Annotated in this window: 16 protein-coding genes; 10 read left to right on the top strand and 6 right to left on the bottom strand. The window is 61.3% G+C overall.

What is annotated here, in order from left to right; all coding sequences use genetic code 11:
• The first annotated feature begins 3 nt into the window (after positions 1 to 3).
• Positions 4 to 813, top strand: a complete 810-nt coding sequence (locus G560_RS0114080; protein ID WP_022704945.1) for an SDR family NAD(P)-dependent oxidoreductase — start codon at positions 4 to 6, stop codon at positions 811 to 813.
• Positions 814 to 820: 7 nt separating this feature from the next.
• Here the strand turns inward: G560_RS0114080 and G560_RS0114075 are convergent, their stop codons facing one another.
• Together G560_RS0114075 and G560_RS0114070 are read right to left on the bottom strand one after the other, a co-directional pair.
• Positions 821 to 1,219 carry a hypothetical protein gene (locus G560_RS0114075; RefSeq protein ID WP_022704944.1) on the bottom strand — a complete coding sequence of 133 codons (399 nt, stop codon included), beginning with the start codon at positions 1,217 to 1,219 and terminating at the stop codon, positions 821 to 823.
• A 4-nt stretch (positions 1,220 to 1,223) separates the two neighbouring features.
• Positions 1,224 to 1,460: a hypothetical protein gene (locus G560_RS0114070; protein ID WP_022704943.1), complete on the bottom strand. Its 237-nt coding sequence runs from the start codon at positions 1,458 to 1,460 to the stop codon at positions 1,224 to 1,226.
• Between the two features lie 121 nt (positions 1,461 to 1,581).
• Between G560_RS0114070 and G560_RS0114065 the strand changes: the two genes are divergently transcribed.
• The 4 genes from G560_RS0114065 (at position 1,582) to G560_RS0114050 (ending at position 4,432) form a co-directional block, all read left to right on the top strand.
• A complete protein-coding gene (locus tag G560_RS0114065; protein ID WP_022704942.1) occupies positions 1,582 to 2,298 on the top strand; it encodes a M48 family metallopeptidase in 717 nt (238 codons plus the stop codon).
• Positions 2,299 to 2,381: 83 nt separating this feature from the next.
• The gene (locus G560_RS0114060) at positions 2,382 to 3,647 is read left to right on the top strand and encodes a DUF2254 domain-containing protein (protein ID WP_022704941.1); all 1,266 of its coding nucleotides are present in this window, start codon (positions 2,382 to 2,384) and stop codon (positions 3,645 to 3,647) included.
• Between the two features lie 122 nt (positions 3,648 to 3,769).
• Complete coding sequence (locus tag G560_RS0114055; RefSeq protein WP_022704940.1) at positions 3,770 to 4,039, top strand: DUF6455 family protein; 270 nt, start codon at positions 3,770 to 3,772, stop codon at positions 4,037 to 4,039.
• 27 nt (positions 4,040 to 4,066) lie between these two features.
• A complete protein-coding gene (locus tag G560_RS0114050; RefSeq protein WP_022704939.1) occupies positions 4,067 to 4,432 on the top strand; it encodes a YigZ family protein in 366 nt (121 codons plus the stop codon).
• Between the two features lie 171 nt (positions 4,433 to 4,603).
• Here G560_RS0114050 and plsY read toward each other — a convergent pair whose 3' ends face one another.
• The 4 genes from plsY to G560_RS0114025 all read right to left on the bottom strand — a co-directional run bounded on the left by plsY (position 4,604) and on the right by G560_RS0114025 (position 8,173).
• Positions 4,604 to 5,212: a glycerol-3-phosphate 1-O-acyltransferase PlsY gene (plsY, locus tag G560_RS0114045; protein ID WP_022704938.1), complete on the bottom strand. Its 609-nt coding sequence runs from the start codon at positions 5,210 to 5,212 to the stop codon at positions 4,604 to 4,606.
• Complete coding sequence (pyrC, locus tag G560_RS0114040; protein ID WP_022704937.1) at positions 5,205 to 6,488, bottom strand: dihydroorotase; 1,284 nt, start codon at positions 6,486 to 6,488, stop codon at positions 5,205 to 5,207. Before pyrC ends, plsY begins: the two co-directional genes overlap by 8 nt.
• Before the next feature lie 99 nt (positions 6,489 to 6,587).
• A complete protein-coding gene (locus G560_RS0114035; RefSeq protein WP_231575933.1) occupies positions 6,588 to 7,049 on the bottom strand; it encodes a hypothetical protein in 462 nt (153 codons plus the stop codon).
• Between the two features lie 161 nt (positions 7,050 to 7,210).
• On the bottom strand, positions 7,211 to 8,173 hold the full coding sequence (locus G560_RS0114025) for an aspartate carbamoyltransferase catalytic subunit (RefSeq protein ID WP_022704934.1): 963 nt from the start codon (positions 8,171 to 8,173) through the stop codon (positions 7,211 to 7,213).
• A 124-nt stretch (positions 8,174 to 8,297) separates the two neighbouring features.
• Between G560_RS0114025 and G560_RS0114020 the strand changes: the two genes are divergently transcribed.
• From G560_RS0114020 to G560_RS0114000, 5 genes are all read left to right on the top strand, one after another.
• Positions 8,298 to 9,095 (top strand): uracil-DNA glycosylase, encoded by a 798-nt coding sequence (locus G560_RS0114020; RefSeq protein ID WP_022704933.1) that lies wholly within the window; start codon positions 8,298 to 8,300, stop codon positions 9,093 to 9,095.
• On the top strand, positions 9,092 to 9,730 hold the full coding sequence (locus G560_RS0114015) for a LysE family translocator (RefSeq protein WP_022704932.1): 639 nt from the start codon (positions 9,092 to 9,094) through the stop codon (positions 9,728 to 9,730). The genes G560_RS0114020 and G560_RS0114015 overlap by 4 nt, the downstream gene beginning before the upstream one ends.
• A 3-nt stretch (positions 9,731 to 9,733) precedes the next feature.
• Entirely contained in the window at positions 9,734 to 10,276 is a 543-nt protein-coding gene (gene moaB, locus G560_RS0114010; protein WP_022704931.1) for a molybdenum cofactor biosynthesis protein B, read from the top strand.
• A 121-nt stretch (positions 10,277 to 10,397) separates the two neighbouring features.
• A complete protein-coding gene (locus G560_RS0114005) occupies positions 10,398 to 11,858 on the top strand; it encodes an efflux RND transporter periplasmic adaptor subunit (protein ID WP_022704930.1) in 1,461 nt (486 codons plus the stop codon).
• Positions 11,859 to 11,860: 2 nt separating this feature from the next.
• Positions 11,861 to 15,247, top strand: a complete 3,387-nt coding sequence (locus G560_RS0114000) for an efflux RND transporter permease subunit (RefSeq protein ID WP_022704929.1) — start codon at positions 11,861 to 11,863, stop codon at positions 15,245 to 15,247.
• The last annotated feature ends 1 nt before the right edge of the window (position 15,248 follow it).

The raw sequence follows: 15,248 nt of genomic DNA, 5'->3' as shown, positions 1-15,248 counted from the left end.
CCCATGTCGTTTTCCCTTACCGGCAAAACCGCCATCGTCACCGGCTCGGCTGCGGGCATCGGCCTGTCCATCGCGCGGCATTTTCTGGCCAAAGGCGCCAATGTCATGTTTGCCGATGTGGACGAGGCGCGGCTGGACAGTGAATGCAGCGAAGAGGCCAAGGCCGAAGGCGCTTTGCGCTTTTTCGGCGGCGATTTGCGTGAAAAACTGACCATTGCCAACCTTTTGTCCGCCACCATCGACGCCTTTGACCGCGTCGATATTCTGGTTAACGCCAGCCGTAAAATGCAACCCTCCGACCCGCTGAACCCTGACGGCGATGTGGTCGAATTGATGCTGCAGCAAAACCTGATGACCAGCCTGCGCCTGTCGCAGATGACCGCAAAGCGCATGATCCATCAGGCCGAAAAGACGGGCAATACCGAAGGGGTGATTGGCTCGATCATCAACATGTCGTCCATCGCCGCGCGCCGCACGCAGCCGGAATTGCTCGGTTATTCAATCTCTTGTGCGGCGGTCGAACAAATGACCCGTTCGCTTGCCGTGGCTTTGGCCCCCAACCGCATCCGCGTGAACGCCGTGTCATTCGGCTCCGTGATGAGCGATAGCTTGCAAGGCGCGCTGCGCGAAAACCCCGATTACCGCGACGCAATCGCCGCCGCCACCCCCTTGGGCCGTATCGCTGGCGCGGATGAATTGGCCGAAACCGTGCAATATCTGGCCTCGGATGCGTCAGCCTTTATGACCGGCCAAATCGTCACGCTAGACGGTGGCCGCGCCCTGATCGACGCCGCAGTCGCCCCCGCGCATTAACCCACCCCTATTCCGGATGCGCCTGTATGCAACTTGCCACCGCAGGGCGGCTCGCCTTTTCCAGCGCCACACGTTTTTTCTGTAACTCGGCCAGCGTCACCCGCTGTTCGGCAAGGTTCACGGCGCGGGGTTCGGTTACTGTGTAATCATAGTCTTGCAGGCACATTTGCGGCGCTTGCGCAGGTTGGGTCGCCGTTGCCGCCTGCTCCGGCACGCACATGACCCAACGGTCTCTGCTGCGCACCACCTCAACCAAGGCATAACCCCGGTCCAGATTGCCCTGCGTTTCAACGATCAATCGATCGACCACGCGCAAATCCCGCGTGACGCCTGCAATGCAGCGTTCTTGCGGGGTGCCGCACCCCGCCAAAACCACCAATCCAGCCAAAACCACGAATCGATTCATCGCCCTATCCACCTCGCATCAACCGATAACTGCCCTCGGGCAAATCCAGCGCCGCCAGCAGGTCATTCACCTGCGCCATCGACAATGTCACCACCACAGGCTGCCCTGTGCGCGGGTCCAACTGCGTCAGCGTCACGCAGTCCTCAAAGGCCGAAATCGTCACATCCTCGGTCAACTCGGGCGCACCTTCGTCGATCAATGTGATAACGGTCGCGTCAAATTCGTGCTCTATGGTAAACATGGGTTCAGCCTATGCCGCGCCCGCGCCCGTATCAATCCCCCACTACACCGCTGCGTGAAGGGGCTTTTCCCCGCCCGCAACTCTGCTAGTTAGACGGCTATCACTCAGGATGAGGTCCCCCATGCGCCCAATCGCAGCACTCCTGTTTTCTCTCGCACTTGCGGGCTGCGTGGTGCCAATGGACCCCGCCACTCAATTGCCGCAACAGGCGGCAAGCACAGGCGCAGCCTCAAACGCCCTTCCCCCCAACCAAGCCGCCAGAAACTTTGTCGCGGCGGTCGGGGCGGTCGAACCTGTGGCCGAACAGATTTGCCGCGCCCGCACCCGTGGCATCAACTGCGACTTCCGCATCGTGGTCGATGACACCCCGAACCAACCCCCGAACGCCTTTCAAACGCTGGATGATTTCAACCGCCCCATCCTTGCTTTCAACCTTGCGCTGATCGCCAATGCCCGCAATGTCGACGAACTTGCCTTTGTCATCGGGCATGAAGCGGCGCATCACATTGCAGGTCATATCCCGCAGCAACAACAAAGCGCATCCCAAGGGGCGCTGCTGGCAGGTATCCTTGTTGCCGCAGGCGGCGGCGATGCCGCCACGATCCAAGAGGCGCAGAAAATCGGGGCGACTGTCGGCGCACGCCGCTTTTCCAAAGGATTCGAGCTTGAGGCCGACGCATTGGGTACTGAGATCACCGAGCGCGCAGGGTTTGACGCACTGCGCGGTGCGGCCTTCTTTGACCGTCTGCCCGATCCGGGCAATAAATTCCTTGGCACCCACCCGCCAAACGCCGACCGCCGCGCCACGGTGGCCCGCGCGGTCGCAGCCCTTAGGTGACACCTCGGTCACAACGCCACTTGCTACCTGTCTGCGCTGCGGGCAGGCTTTGACCAAAGCGAAGCGTTGCAAAGGTGGCCCCGATGATCTCTAAATGGCGACTGTTCCTCAAGGAATTGTTCGAAAAGCTTTGGTTCGTGGCCCTGCTCTACGCAGCCCTCGCCGTGGCCACCAACCTTGCCGCCATTTTCATCGGCCCGCTTTTGCCAGACGGTCTTGGTGAAACTCTTGGGGCCGACTCGGTCGAGGCGGTCCTGACCATCCTCGCCAGCTCGATGCTGTCGGTCGTGACCTTCTCGCTTGGCATCATGGTTTCGGCCTTTGTGGGGGCCGCCGCCGCCGTCACCCCTCGCGCCACGGCGCTGCTGAAAACCGACCGCACCACCCAGCGCGTGCTCGCAACCTTCCTCGGCTCGTTTCTGTACAGCCTGATCGGGATCATCGCCCTGAATGCAGGCGTGCTGACCGATAACGACCGCTTGGTCTTGTTCATCGTCAGCATCGCGGTTGTGGCCATCGTGGTCATCGCCATCCTGCGCTGGATCGCGCATCTCACCGTCTTTGGCCTGATGACCGATTCCATCGAAAAGGTCGAAAAGGCGGCCCAGCGCGCATTGGAAAACCGCACCGATGCGCCCTTTATGGGCGGCCACGGCCATTCCGGCCCGCCCCCGCCCAACGCGCACCCGATCACCCAACCCGACATCGGCTATGTTCGCTATGTCCATATGGATTGGCTCCAAGACCGCGCCGAAGATCTGGGCTGCCAGATCTATCTCGCGGCCCTGCCCGGCGCGTTCGTCCACCCGGGCAGGGTTGTTGCCTATGTTCTGGGCGACAAGCCCCAAGACCCTGACAAAATTACCCGCGCCTTCAGCATCGGTCGCACCCGCAGCTTTGAACAAGACCCCCGCTTTGGCCTTGCCGTTCTGGCCGAAATTGCCGAACGCGCCCTGTCGCCCGCCGTAAATGACCCCGGGACGGCGATTGATATTCTGGGCCGCGCCGTGCGCCTGTTTGCCAGCCTGTCAGCCCCCCGCGACCACGACCTGCGCTTTCCCAATGTCTGGGTGCCGCCGCTGACGGTTGACGATATGATGGATGATATTTTTCCTCCCATTGCCCGTGATGGCGCGTCCAACTTCGCTGTTCAAATCCGCTTGCAAAAGGCGCTGCTGGCCTTGGCCCAAATCGCCCCTGCGCAATTTGCCAAACTGGCGCAAACCCATTCCGAAACGGCGCTGGCCCGCTGCACCCCCAACCTGCTGCCGCATGAGGTGGCGCGCCTAAAGGCCGTCGCTGACCAAATCTCCGACAGCGCCAAAACCCCGCGCCCCCGCCCGATTTAGACCACAGGCCCCGCCCGCGTGGCGATGCCAAACCAAGCCGCCTTGATCTGAATCAAAGCGCCACACAGCATTTCCCCGCACCTTGGATAAGCAAAACGCGCATCCAAGGCAAAGGAAACAGAATGATCGGATATGTCGACGCACCCGTCACATGGGGCCTTGTTCGCGGCATGGCACGGCGCGCGGGCGTCGATGTGCCCCGCGCGGTGATTGACGGCTGGCTGACACGCGCCGACCTTGCCGCAATCGTGTCGCGCTGCAAAACCAGCGGCTGCGCCAAGGGCTGCATGGATGTTCTGGCAAAACCCTCCGCCCCGCACCAATCCCCGCCCAGCTTTTGCGCGATCCGCGCCGATCTAGAGGCACTGGCCCCCGACACGCCCAACGCCTAACATCCCCTGAACCAAACGGGGGGTCTTATGCTGCAAATCCTGAACGTGGTCAGCGACCGCGGCTCGCGCTATGCCGTATCCGGCGGCCCCGTCAACAGCCGCGCCGATATCGACGCCTTCCTCAAAACGCTGAAATCCAACAAGAAATTTGCCCGCGCAACCCATAACACTTGGGCCGCGCTGCTGCCAGACGGTCCCTTACGCAATGATGATGGCGAGTCAGGTGCCGCCGCCGCCATCCTGCGCATGCTGGACCGCGAGGCAGTCACCGATCATCTCATCGTCGTGACGCGCTGGTACGGCGGCACCCAACTGGGCGGCGACCGTTTTCGCCACGTCACCACCTGCACCCGCGCCTATCTTGACGCGCTGTCACTCAGTACCAAGCCTTAAAAAGCCGCGGCCTATACCCATACCATCTGTTCCTAAGTATCCCCGCCGGAGGCTCCGCCCTCGCCGCGACCGCATGTCTCAAAAGGTTAAGACCGCGTAAACAAAAATATGGAAACAAAGCGAAATCAATCACTTACAGAAATGTCCGCGCGCGAACATTCGGGGAAAACCTCAGCCCTTTTTGCCAATCTTGGGCTCGGTCCCTGCCCTCAATCGCTTGATATTCGGGGCATGGCGCCAATAGACCAAAAGGGTCAAAATGATCCCCAAAAGCATCATCTGCCCTTGCCCCAAAGCCAGCATCCAAAGAGTCGAAGACGCCGCCGCCACCAAGGCCGCCAAGGATGAAATCCGCCCCAGTAAGGCCATGACCAACCAGCTGGCACAGGCCGCCAATCCAACAGGCCAAGCCAACGCCAAAAGGATACCAAGAAACGTAGCCACCCCTTTTCCGCCTTTGAAATTCAACCAGACCGGAAAGATATGCCCCAGAAACGCCGCCAGCCCTGCCAGTTGGGCCGCATCATTTCCAACCAGTGCTTTTGCGATCAAAACCGCAATCCCGCCTTTGCCCGCATCCAGCAAAAGGGTCGCCAAAGCGGCAGGTTTGTTTCCGGTCCGCAGCACATTCGTGGCCCCAATATTGCCCGACCCGATGGTCCGCAAATCGCCCAATCCCAGCGCCTTTGTTATGACCAACCCAAAGGGCACCGACCCCAAAAGATAGGCCAGCACTGCCACCAAAATAAGCACCATCGACCCCGTTGTCATATCAGGCATCTGCGTTCCCCTCACCAAAAACCTGACGGCCCGCGACAAAGGTCGCGATCACCCGCCCCTCCATCCGCTGCCCGTCAAATGGTGTGTTCTTTGACTTTGAATGCAGCTTGGCACGGTCCAGCATAAAAGGCGCGTCCGGATCGAACAGCACCAGATCGGCAGGTGCCCCCTCGGCCATCCGGCCCTGCGGCAGCCCTAACCGTTTCGCCGGATTCAAGGCCATCGCCCGGAACAGCCCCGGCAAATCCATCACCCCCGCATGATAAAGCCGCATCGCTGCGGGCAAGAACGTCTCGAGCGCAACCGCGCCCGAGGCCGCCTCTTCAAACGGCAGACGCTTGCTTTCCTCATCTTGGGGCGTGTGCATCGAGCAGATGATATCAATCAGCCCAGATGCCACGGCCTCCACCACGGCCAAGCGGTCCTCTTCGGGACGCAAGGGCGGGGTCAGTTTGAAAAAGCTGCGGTAGTCGCCGACATCCAGATCATTCAGCGTCAGGTGATGGATCGACACCCCCGCCGTCACATCCAACCCGTTTTGCTTGGCCCGCGCCAAAGGCGGCAAAGACCGCGCGCAGGTAATCTGATCGGCATGATAACGCACGCCTGTCATCTCAACCATGCCAAGATCACGGTCGAGGCCAATCCTTTCCGCCATCTGATGCACCCCCGGCAGGCCCAAAAGCGACGCAAACTTGCCGCTGGTCACAGCCGCCCCTTTGGACAATCCGGGGTCTTGCGGGTGGCCGATCACCAGCGCCCCCAAACTGCGGGCATAGGTCAGCGCGCGGCCCAGCACCTTGGTGTCAGTGACCACATGGTCCACATCGGTAAAGGCCAAAGCGCCGGCATCGAGCATAAAGCCGATCTCGACCATCTCACGCCCCTCGCGGCCTTTGGTCAGGGCGGCCATGTGGTGGATGCGCACGGGGGACTCGGCGGCCCGGCGGGTCACGAATTCCAGCACTTCGGGCGTATCAATCGCGGGGTTGGTGTCGGGGCGCGCGATTATCGTGGTCACACCTCCTGCGGCGGCAGCCAGCCCCGCCGAGCGGAAACTTTCGCGGTGACGCTCGCCCGGCTCGCCGATTTTGACGCCCATATCAACGATGCCGGGGGCAAGATGTTTGCCGCCGCAATCAATAACATGCGCCCCTTTTGGTGCGCTGACGGCGCCGATTGCCGCAATCATGCCGCCGTCCAGAACCAGATTGCCTGCCGTGACGGTCCCCGCTTCGGGGTCGATGATCAGAGCGTTTTCAAGAAAGACGGTCATGAGCGGGTGCCAGTTCTGAAAGGGTGGGTGCAGGTTTGGTGCGTGGATTTAAGTATTTTTGCAAAGATGAAGCCGCAAGGCAAAAACGGGGGCGCAGGCTCATTTCGACTGCCCGTGTTGGGCGGCTTCAATCGCTGCCACGACTGCAGGGATATCGCCCATATACTTCATAAGATGCTTGTCGCCGGACCGGGTTATCACTTGGACATCGCCCAGGAACGGTCGGGCCAGTTTGATTTGTGTCAGCGGAATGGCGCGGCCACCTGGACCTTGCAGGCGCTGATCGGTCAGCCGCCAATGGGCCACCAATGCCTCGGACGCCAAATACCAGCCGCGCGCGACCATTGCGGCCACGGCGGCCACAGGGCCAACCCAAGGTGTCGGGTTTCCGATAGCAACCAAGACCCCCCCTGCAACTGCGCCGCCAATAACCGCCATGATCCCGTGGCTGCGCCAATAGCTGGCTTTGTCTGCGGGCCAATCCGCCAAGAGTGCCTCATCAGGGCGGAGTGGGGCCATGACAGCCGTTCCCATCACTGTGTCGCGTGGCAGGTCAGGCATCGCTTTCCCCTTTTGTTTTGGTATCATTGGCTTGGGTTTTGCGCATCATCCGGCCATCCACAAAAAGACCACTGTAAACACCGCAAGCGCCACGAGCACAGCCGTTGCGACCATGCCACTGGCGCGGGCATCGGACTTGGTTGGTTTACGGTCGGGATCGGTCATACCATCACCCCTGCCGCGCGGGCACCGCGTTCGGCGCGCAGGTTGCGGGCCAGCAGGTCCATGCAGGCCATGCGCACAGCCACGCCCATTTCGACCTGTTCTTGGATCACGCTTCGGTTGATATCATCCGCGATTTCGCCGTCAATTTCGACGCCCCTGTTCATCGGCCCCGGATGCATGACGATGGCATCGGGTTTGGCATGGGCCAGCTTTTCGGCATCAAGACCATAGCGGTGGTAATATTCGCGTTCCGACGGGATAAACCCGCCGTCCATCCGTTCCTTTTGCAGGCGCAGCATCATCACCACATCCGCGCCTTCAAGGCCTTTGCGCATGTCGTCAAACACCTCGCAGCCAAATTCGGCCACGCCTGCGGGCATCAGGGTTGGCGGCGCAATCAGGCGCACGCGGTTTTCCATTTTCCCCAACAAGATCAGGTTGCTGCGGGCCACGCGACTGTGGGCCACGTCGCCACAAATCGCCACGGTCAACCGCTGGATCCGCCCCTTGGCGCGGCGGATGGTCAGCGCGTCCAACAAGGCCTGCGTGGGGTGTTCATGCCGCCCGTCCCCTGCATTCAGCACCGCGCAATTCACCTTTTCGGCCAGCAAGTTCACGGCCCCCGATGCCCCGTGCCGCACCACCAGCAAATCGGGGTGCATCGCGTTCAGCGTCAGCGCCGTATCAATCAGGGTTTCGCCTTTTTTCACACTCGACTGGGCGACCGACATGTTCATCACATCCGCGCCCAACCGCTTGCCCGCCAATTCAAAGCTGGCCTGCGTGCGGGTCGAGTTTTCAAAGAACATGTTGATCTGCGTCATCCCCGCCAGCGCATCGGATTTCTTGATCGAGCGGCGGTTCAGATCGACATATTTATCGGCCAGATCAAGTATGGCGCGAATTTCATCTGGGGCAAGGTGCTGGATCCCCAGCAAATGACGCGCGCGAAAACTCATGCTTGCTCCGGTGTTTGGTTACGCCTTGCTTATGGCAAAGCCGCGCGCGCGGGGCAATGTTTAGTTCACGATCGGGGCAAAGCCGCCGCTTGCCCCGCCCCCTGCCCCGCCCTACTGTTCGTTTATGGGAATCGACACGCATATTGCAGATTATACCTTTGACGCCGCCCTTGCCGCCCTTGCGTGGCAGGTTGAATTGGGCGTGGATGAGGTGATGGTCGAGGCAGCGATTGACCGTTACGCCTTGCCCGAAAAGCAAGAACCCGTGATTGCCAAGGCCAAAGCGGCGGCCCCCGTGGTGCAAGAGCTTGCCAAGGTGGATACGGTTGCGGCGGCCAATGCGGCGGCCAATGCCTGCACCGATCTTGTAGCCTTGCGCGCGGCGCTAGAGGCGTTCGACCATTGCGATCTGAAAAAAGGCGCGCGCAATTTGGTGTTTGCCGATGGGAACCCCACAGCCCCCCTGATGGTGATAGGCGAGGCCCCAAGCCGCGAAGAAGGCCGCGAGGGCCGCCCCTTTGTCGGCCCCGCAGGTGCGCTGCTGGACAAGATGCTGGCTGCGATTGGCCACGCGCGCGGGGAAAAGGAAGTTGCGGCGCGCGCCGCCTATCTGACCACCGCTTTGCCTTGGGGGCCACCTGGTGACCGTGACCCGACCGATGAAGAGGTTGCGATGATGCAGCCGTTCCTTTTGCGCCATATCGCCTTGGTTAAACCCCGTGTGATTATTGCCATGGGCAACACCCCTTGCGCGGCTTTGTTGGGCCAGCGCGGGGTGACACGGTTGCGCGGCATTTGGGCCACGGGGCAGAGCATTCCCGTGATGCCGATGGTTCACCCAGATGCCTTGCTGCGCAATCCGGCGGGAAAACGCGATGCTTGGGCCGATTTGCTGGCCATTCAGGCAAGGCTTAACGGATGAGCGTGATGTTCCCCGTAGACGCCCTGACGCTGCTGACCTTTGTGCCTGCCGCCCTTGCGCTGAACCTGACACCGGGGGCGGATATGATGTTCAGCTTGGGGCAAGGCTTGCGGTCGGGTCCGCGTGCGGCCGTGGCGGCGGCGGCAGGCATTACGGCAGGCGGTATGGTGCATGTGACGCTGGCAGGCCTTGGGCTTGGCGCGTTGGTGGCAGCCCACCCCGGCCTTTTTGATCTGATCCGTTGGGTCGGGGTCGCCTATCTGCTGTGGCTTGCGGTGCAATCCTTGCGTCACTCCGCGCTGGCACGATCAACCGCGCCGGCACTTGCCCCTTTGGCGGCGTTTCGGGATGGGGCGCTTGTCAATCTGACCAATCCCAAGGTGATCTTGTTCGTGCTGGCCTTTATCCCGCAGTTTGTGGACCCCGCGCGCGGGGCTGTGTTGGTGCAATTTCTGATCTTTGGCGCGGTGCTGGGCATGGGCGGGATGATTGTGAACTCCGCCGTTGGCATCTTTGCCGCAGGCCTTGGCCGCCACCTTGCCACCTCGCCACAGCTTTCCCGCAATCTGGGGCGGATCAGCGCCGGAATTTTTGCAGCCCTTGCCCTGCGGCTTGCCCTTTTGCAAAAGGTTTGAACCATGTCACGAATTGATGAAACCAAACCCTTTCTGCCTGTCCGCATCGCGGTTCTGACCGTGTCGGATACCCGCCAAAGCGGCGATGACAAATCGGGCGACACGCTGGTCGCGCGGATAACCGAAGCAGGCCATGTGCTTGCCGCCCGCACCATTATCCGCGATGAGCGCGCCGAAATTGCCAGCCAGTTGCGCGATTGGTGCGCGAACCCTGATATCGACGTGATCCTGTCCACCGGCGGCACGGGCCTAACGGGGCGCGATGTCACGGTCGAGGCGCACCGCGATGTCTATGAAAAAGAAATCGAGGCGTTTGGGACGGTGTTCACCATCGTTTCCATGCAAAAAATCGGCACGTCGGCGGTGCAAAGCCGCGCCACGGGGGGCGTGGCCAATGGCACCTATCTGTTTGCCTTGCCGGGCAGCCCGGGGGCGTGCCGCGATGCCTGGGACGAAATTTTGCGCTGGCAGCTGGACTACCGCCATCGCCCCTGCAATTTTGTGGAAATCATGCCACGGCTGGATGAACATCAGCGCCGCAAATAGTTTTTTGCGCAGCGCGCGACGGAATGCCGTTGTTCCGACGTAGTATCAGCTAACACATGGTTTTCATCCAATCGCCCGCACAGGGCGTATACCTTAAGATGACCTCGGCCGGAGTGCGCAAATGCGGTTTTTTCGACGCTCGTTGACCGGGCTATTTTTAGTGGCAGTAACGCTGGGCTTGTTGGCACTGGCGGGTCAAACCATTCGCAGCGCGTTTGAGGCAAAGTTGGCAGGCGGTGCCCCGCCGCAACAAGCCCGCGAACGGGTGTTTTCGGTGAATGTGGTGTCTGCCGTTGAATCTGACTTTGCGCCGGTTTTAACCGCCTTTGGCGAGGTCCGGTCCCGCCGCACCTTGGAACTGCGCGCGCCGCGTGCAGGTAAGGTTATTGCCCTTGGCGATGGGGTCGAAGACGGGGCTTCGGTCAAGGCAGGCCAGTTGTTGTTGCGGCTTGACCCTGCGGATGCAACAGCCGCGCGTGACCTTGCCGCGTCCGATATGGCACGGGCCGAGGCAGAACTGCGCGATGCCGACCGCGCGCTGATTCTGGCCCGCGATGATGTGGCCGCAGCCCAAGCCCAAGCCGATTTGCGCGCCCAAGCCCTGACCCGCCAGCTAGACCTTGAAAAACGCGGTGTCGGGTCTGCGGCGGCGGTAGAAACCGCAGCCCTTGCGGCGTCAGCATCGGATCAGGCTGTGCTGTCACGTCGCTCTGCGCTTGCAGCAGCCGAGGCGCGGCTGGACCAAGCCAGAACCGCTTTGTCGCGCCAAGCGATTACACTGGCCGAGGCCGAACGCGCCTTGGGCGATACCGAACTTTTCGCCGGATTTGACGGGGTGTTAAGCGGCATCACGACGGTTCAAGGCCGCATTCTGGGGGCAAACGAACGGATCGGCGATTTGATCGACCCTGACGCGCTTGAGGTGTCCTTTCGCATTTCCACAGCGCAATTCGCGCGCCTGATTGATGCCAATGGCCAGCTAATCCCAACCGATGTCACCGCCGCGCTTGAAGTTTCGGGCGCGGAACTGGTGGCCACGGGCCAATTATCACGGGTGGGCGCTGCGGTGGGCGAAGGGCAGACGGGGCGCTTGGTCTATGCCACGCTTGCCTCTGCCCCCGGTTTTCGCCCCGGTGATTTTGTCACCGCGCGCGTGTCGGAACCAAAATTGACGTCTATCGTCGTTTTGCCCGCCAGTGCCTACGGTGCCGATGGGTCCGTGCTGGCCTTGGGCGTGGATGACCGCTTGGAAACCCTGCCTGCAACCTTGCTGCGCCGTCAGGGCGATCAGGTCATTCTGGCCGCCGCAGGCCTTGCGGGCCGCGATGTGGTGCGCGAACTGTCGCCCCTTTTGGGCGCGGGGATCAAGGTAAAACCCGTGCGCCCCGATGTGCAGGCCCAAGCCGCCGCCCAACCCGAATTTGTTGATCTGACCCCTGAACGCCGCGCCGCCCTTATTGCATTTGTCGAAGGCAATGACCGCATGCCCGCCGAGGCCAAAACCCGCATCCTTGCACAATTGGCCGAAGAAAAAGTGCCGTCCCGCGTGATTGAACGGCTGGAAAGCCGGATGGGGGGCTGACAATGGCAAAGCCGCGCACAGGTCGGGCCAAGGGCATTTTGTCGTATTTCACGCGGCATCATACGCTGTCAAACCTGCTGTTGGCGGTGATGATCGTCGCGGGGCTTGCGGCCACCACCCGTATCCGCGCGCAGTTTTTCCCCGATGTCATTATCTCGGAAGTGACCGTTGCCGTGGCCTGGGACGGGGCTGGGGCCGAAGATGTGGACCACGCCATTGTGCAGGTCTTGGAACCCGCTCTTTTGACCGTCGACGGGGTGACGGATGCAACGTCGCTTGCCTCTGAAGGGTCCGCACGGATCACGCTGGAATTCGAGCCGGGCACCGATTTGTCACAAGCCGCCGAAGATGTGCAATCGGCGGTCGACAGCATCAATACCTTGCCATCCGATGCCGATGACCCCGTGGTCCGGCGGGGAGCGTGGCGCGACCGTGTGACCGATGTGGTCATCACCGGCCCCGTTGCGGTCGACCAGTTGGGCCGGTTCGCGGATGAATTTGTGGCCCGCCTGTTTGACCAAGGCATCACCCGCACCACGATTCAGGGGATGGCAGATCCGCAGATCGGGATCGAGGTGCCTTCGGTTAACCTGATCCGCCATGACGTAACGATGGCTGAAATTGCGGCGGCCATTGCGGCGGCTACCAGCTCGGCCCCCGCTGGCGAAGTGGGCGGCGGTGCATCCCGCGTGCGCACGGGGCAAGAGGCGCGAACGGCAGACCAAATTCGCGCGATTGTGCTGCGCCAAGCCAGCGATGGCACCACCCTAACGGTGGGCGATGTGGCCAGCGTACGCAATGAACCTGCTGACCGTGGGCGTGCAACCTATGTCGGTGCAAATCCTGCAATGACCGTGCGGATTGATCGCAACGACACGGGCGATGCGATCCGAATGCAGGCGAATGTGCAAACGGTGGTCGACAAAATGACCCCCCTTCTGCCACCCGAGGTTAAGGTCGAGTTGGTGCGCGCGCGGGCCGAATACATTTCGGCACGGTTGGAATTGCTGCTGGATAACGCAGCTATGGGGCTTGGTTTGGTCGTGGCCTTGCTGTTCTTGTTCCTGAACGCGCGCACGGCGCTGTGGGTGGCGGCGGGGATTCCGGTGTCACTGCTAGCGGCGGTGGCGATCATGTATGCCTTTGGGCTGACCATCAACATGATCTCGCTGTTCGCGCTGATCATCACGCTTGGCATCGTGGTGGATGATGCGATTGTCGTGGGCGAACACGCCGATTTTCGCGCGCGTCACTTGGGCGAAGGGGCGATTGAAGCATCGGAAAACGCCGCCAATCGCATGGCCATGCCTGTTATCGCCTCGACCCTCACCACGGTGATTGCCTTTGCGGGCTTGGTCACGATTGGCGGGCGGTTTGGCACCTTGATTGCCGACATCCCCTTCACCGTGATCGCGGTGCTGATGGCAAGCCTTGTGGAATGCTTTTTGATCCTGCCCAACCATATGGCCCACGCCTTGCGCGCCGCCCGCGAAGAGGCGTGGTATGACTGGCCGTCGCGGCAAATGAACAAAGGCCTGCAATGGCTGATCCGCGTCGCAATCCGCCCCTTTACCGCCTTGGTGATCCGTGGGCGGGCTGTGACCATCGCCTTTGCGGTGTTTTTGCTGGCGACCCAAGCCGCGTTGTTCATCAGCGGCGATTTGAAATTCCGCTTCTTCAACTCGCCTGAACAATCCTCGGTCACGGGTAATTTCTCGATGCTGCCTTCGGCCACGCGCGACGATACATTTGCCATGATGCGCGAATTGCAGCGCGCCACCGATGCGGTGACAGCCCGCTACACGGCCGAACATGGGCTGAACCCCACAACCTTTGTGATGGCCGAAATCGGCGGCGGATCCGGGCGCGGACTGTCCAGCGCCGACACCAAAGATGCCGACCTTTTGGGCGGCATTGCGATGGAACTGATTGACCCCGATGACCGCAGCTATACTTCCTCGGCCTTTGTGGCCGACCTGCAAGACGAAGTGGTTTCGCACCCGCTGCTAGAGGAACTCAGCTTTCGCGGGGGCCGCTTTGGCCCGGGCGGCGATGCCCTATCGGTCGATATTTCCGGCGCCGATGCCACCACGCTCAAGGCCGCAGCCGAGGCGTTGAAAACCGCGATGACCCCGTTCCCCGAAGTGTCGGCACTCGAAGACAGCCTTGCCTATGACAAGGAAGAGCTGATCTTGTCACTCACGCCGCAAGGGCAGGCCTTGGGGTTTGGCATCGACACGCTGGGCCGCAACCTGCGCGAACGCCTGAACGGCATCGAAGCCGCAACCTTTCCCGATGGGCCACGCACGGCAACGGTGCGCGTGGAATTGCCGCAATCGGAACTGACCGCCGATTTTTTGGAAAGCACGCTGCTGCGCGCGTCGCCCGGCGTTTATGTGCCTTTGGGCGATATTGTGACGGTCGACCGCAGATCGGGGTTTTCCACCATCCGCCGCGAAAATGGCCTGCGCATCGTGACCGTTTCGGGTGACATTTCCGAAGATGACCCCGCCCGCGCCGCCGAGGTGCAGCGGGCCATGACCGAGGAGATCTTGCCAAAGCTGGAACAGGATTTCGGCGTGACCACCCGCCAGTCCGGCCTTGCCGAACAGGAACGCGAATTTCTGGGCGATGCGACCCTTGGCCTGATCTTTTGCCTGTTGGGGATTTACATGGTGCTGGCATGGGTCTTTGCCAGCTGGACCCGCCCCGTGGTTGTGATGGTCGTGATCCCCTTTGGCATGATCGGCGCGATTTATGGGCATAATGCGTGGGACGTGCCGCTTTCGATCTTTTCCATTGTCGGCATGATCGGGATGACAGGGATTATTATCAATGATTCCATCGTCTTGGTATCCACAATCGACGAATATTCCGAAAAGCGCGGGCTGTATCCGGCGATCATTGATGCCGTGGCTGACCGTTTGCGCCCAGTATTCCTGACCACCGCGACCACCGTCATGGGCCTTACCCCCCTGCTGTATGAGCGGTCATCACAAGCAGAATTCCTGCGCCCGACGGTGATTACCTTGGTTTACGGGTTGGGCTTTGGGATGCTGTTGGTCTTGGTCTTGGTGCCAGCCATTCTGGCGGTACAGGCTGATGTCGGCCGCCAGTTCCGCGCGCTGCGCCGCGGATTGCGCAGCCATGCCGCAACGGCCCAGCGCGCACGGTTTTTGCTTGGCGGGGCTGGCTTGGCGATGATCGTCTGGTTCGGGCTGACCCTTGGCTGGGTGATCGTGACGGGCGCCTTGGTGGCTCCGTTTGCGGGCCTCGCCCCTGCGATGGGGGCGCTGGGGGCGGCGTTCTTGCTGTTTATTGCAGGCGTGGTTGCAATGGCGCTGCTGGCCTATGCAGCGGCGCTGGTGGTCTTGCGCCCCGCAACCTAAA

The sequence above is a fragment of the Pseudorhodobacter ferrugineus DSM 5888 genome (genome assembly GCF_000420745.1).
Taxonomy (GTDB): Bacteria; Pseudomonadota; Alphaproteobacteria; order Rhodobacterales; family Rhodobacteraceae; genus Pseudorhodobacter; species Pseudorhodobacter ferrugineus.
This window is presented reverse-complemented; position numbering and strand designations above follow the sequence as displayed.

Excerpts from the sequence above, each read along its gene's own strand:
- G560_RS0114070 (WP_022704943.1), bottom strand. The coding sequence starts at position 1,460 with ATGTTTACCATAGAGCACGAATTTGACGCGACCGTTATCACATTGATC.
- G560_RS0114060 (WP_022704941.1), top strand. The coding sequence starts at position 2,382 with ATGATCTCTAAATGGCGACTGTTCCTCAAGGAATTGTTCGAAAAGCTT.
- G560_RS0114025 (WP_022704934.1), bottom strand. The coding sequence starts at position 8,173 with ATGAGTTTTCGCGCGCGTCATTTGCTGGGGATCCAGCACCTTGCCCCA.
- plsY (WP_022704938.1), bottom strand. The coding sequence starts at position 5,212 with ATGCCTGATATGACAACGGGGTCGATGGTGCTTATTTTGGTGGCAGTG.
- G560_RS0114055 (WP_022704940.1), top strand. The coding sequence starts at position 3,770 with ATGATCGGATATGTCGACGCACCCGTCACATGGGGCCTTGTTCGCGGC.
- G560_RS0114075 (WP_022704944.1), bottom strand. The coding sequence starts at position 1,219 with ATGAATCGATTCGTGGTTTTGGCTGGATTGGTGGTTTTGGCGGGGTGC.
- pyrC (WP_022704937.1), bottom strand. The coding sequence starts at position 6,488 with ATGACCGTCTTTCTTGAAAACGCTCTGATCATCGACCCCGAAGCGGGG.
- moaB (WP_022704931.1), top strand. The coding sequence starts at position 9,734 with ATGTCACGAATTGATGAAACCAAACCCTTTCTGCCTGTCCGCATCGCG.
- G560_RS0114005 (WP_022704930.1), top strand. The coding sequence starts at position 10,398 with ATGCGGTTTTTTCGACGCTCGTTGACCGGGCTATTTTTAGTGGCAGTA.
- G560_RS0114020 (WP_022704933.1), top strand. The coding sequence starts at position 8,298 with ATGGGAATCGACACGCATATTGCAGATTATACCTTTGACGCCGCCCTT.
- G560_RS0114080 (WP_022704945.1), top strand. The coding sequence starts at position 4 with ATGTCGTTTTCCCTTACCGGCAAAACCGCCATCGTCACCGGCTCGGCT.
- G560_RS0114050 (WP_022704939.1), top strand. The coding sequence starts at position 4,067 with ATGCTGCAAATCCTGAACGTGGTCAGCGACCGCGGCTCGCGCTATGCC.
- G560_RS0114035 (WP_231575933.1), bottom strand. The coding sequence starts at position 7,049 with ATGCCTGACCTGCCACGCGACACAGTGATGGGAACGGCTGTCATGGCC.
- G560_RS0114015 (WP_022704932.1), top strand. The coding sequence starts at position 9,092 with ATGAGCGTGATGTTCCCCGTAGACGCCCTGACGCTGCTGACCTTTGTG.
- G560_RS0114065 (WP_022704942.1), top strand. The coding sequence starts at position 1,582 with ATGCGCCCAATCGCAGCACTCCTGTTTTCTCTCGCACTTGCGGGCTGC.
- G560_RS0114000 (WP_022704929.1), top strand. The coding sequence starts at position 11,861 with ATGGCAAAGCCGCGCACAGGTCGGGCCAAGGGCATTTTGTCGTATTTC.